At 60.6% G+C, this 1,522-nt stretch carries 2 protein-coding genes; both read right to left on the reverse strand.

What is annotated here, in order from left to right; all coding sequences use genetic code 11:
- Positions 1-628: metal ABC transporter permease (locus NW837_RS05025; RefSeq protein ID WP_414329567.1), on the reverse strand; the 628-nt coding region annotated here is incomplete at its 3' end.
- Entirely contained in the window at positions 606-1,403 is a 798-nt protein-coding gene (locus NW837_RS05030) for a metal ABC transporter ATP-binding protein (RefSeq protein WP_414329569.1), read from the reverse strand. The genes NW837_RS05030 and NW837_RS05025, both read right to left, overlap by 23 nt.
- Positions 1,404-1,522 lie beyond the last annotated feature (119 nt).

Here is a 1,522-nt window from a genome sequence, read left to right on the forward strand (position 1 = left end):
CAGAGCGAATTGAGAGCGCCACCACCACAGCCAGCAACACCACAAAAGCCAGCTTCTGCCAGCCCACCTGAACCCCCCGCGCCCGCGCCAGCGGCTCATCCAGGGTCAGCAACATTTGGGAGGGCAAAGTCAATCCCACATAGGCCGAGCTGATCAGCAAGAGGATCCCGCTCGTCCACAGGGCTGCCGGGCTGATCCCCAAAATCTCCCCAAACAACAACTGGTTGAGGTTGCCCCGATAGCCGGGCAGCAAGCTGAGGGCGATAACGGCTAGCGCCAAAGAGGAAGAGTAGATGATGTTCAGCACCGCATCCGCCGACAGTTGAGTGCGCTCCAAGACAAAGGTGACGCCCAAAGCAAATCCCACCCCAAACACCATCAACACCACGGTGGGATTCAGCCCCAGCAGCACTCCCAAAACAATCCCCAGCAGAGCCGAATGCCCCAGGGCATCGCTAAAAAACGACAGTTGCCGCAGAATAACAAAACTGCCCAGCAGCCCACCTGTCATGCCGGTGAGGATCCCACCCAGCATGGCCCGCTGCATAAAGGGCAACTGCAACAGCTCCACTACCCGCACCCAGCCCTCCAACATCGCCTTCCCCTCAGTGACGGTGGTAGCGGACAAAATGGTGCTCCGCACCGCTGTCGCGAACAGGCCCATAAACCCGGCTCAGCACTTCTGGTGCCAAAGCCACCTGGGGGGATCCCTGGCAGATGAGGGATTGGTTGAGGCACAGCACGCGGTCGCAATAGCAAGACACCATTTCCAAATCATGGGAGATCTGCAAAATGGCCCAGCCCAGAGATTGGCGCAGCTCTTCCAGGAGCCGGTAAAACTCCCCCTCGCTGAGCGTATCTAAGCCTGCCGGTGCCTCGTCGAGGATAAGCAACCGCCGCGGCCAAGCCAAGCAATAGGCCAACAGCACCCGTTTCAGCTCCCCGCCGCTGAGCTGGCCCAGAGCCTTAGAGGACAGGTGGGATGCGCCGACCCGTTCCAACGCCTCTTTCACCGCCTGCCGCCGAGCAGAGCGCTGCTGCCAAGGCCAACAGGGTTGCAATGCCCCCCAACCCAAAGCCACAAACTCCTCCACCACCATGGGGATCCCAGGATTGAACTGAAAACGCTGGGGCACGTAAGCCACCTGCTGCCGCACCGAGGGGGGCAAATAACCGGACAGGCACACCGGCTCTCCCAGAATCCAAACCGAGCCGCACTGCCGCGGCAGGATCCCCAAGATGGCCTGCACCAAGGTACTTTTGCCAGCGCCATTGGGGCCGACAATGGCCGTATGGGATCCCGCCCTCAGCTCAAATGACACATTCTGTACTGCCAAGCGGGATCCCCGATAGACCGTCAGCCCCTCGACGCGCAGGACAACCTCGCCGGAGCAGGAGATCACCGCCCCCTCGCCAGTAGTTGTTCCAGCGAACCTTGCCCAAGCCAGGGCAGCTCCAGCGGCACAAAGGCCGTCTCCTTCTCAAAGGCCGAGATCAGATTATCCACGTTCTGCCGCATGAT

Origin of the sequence: Synechococcus sp. R6-10 (genome assembly GCF_047461815.1) — a bacterium.
Taxonomy (GTDB): domain Bacteria; phylum Cyanobacteriota; class Cyanobacteriia; order Thermostichales; family Thermostichaceae; genus Thermostichus.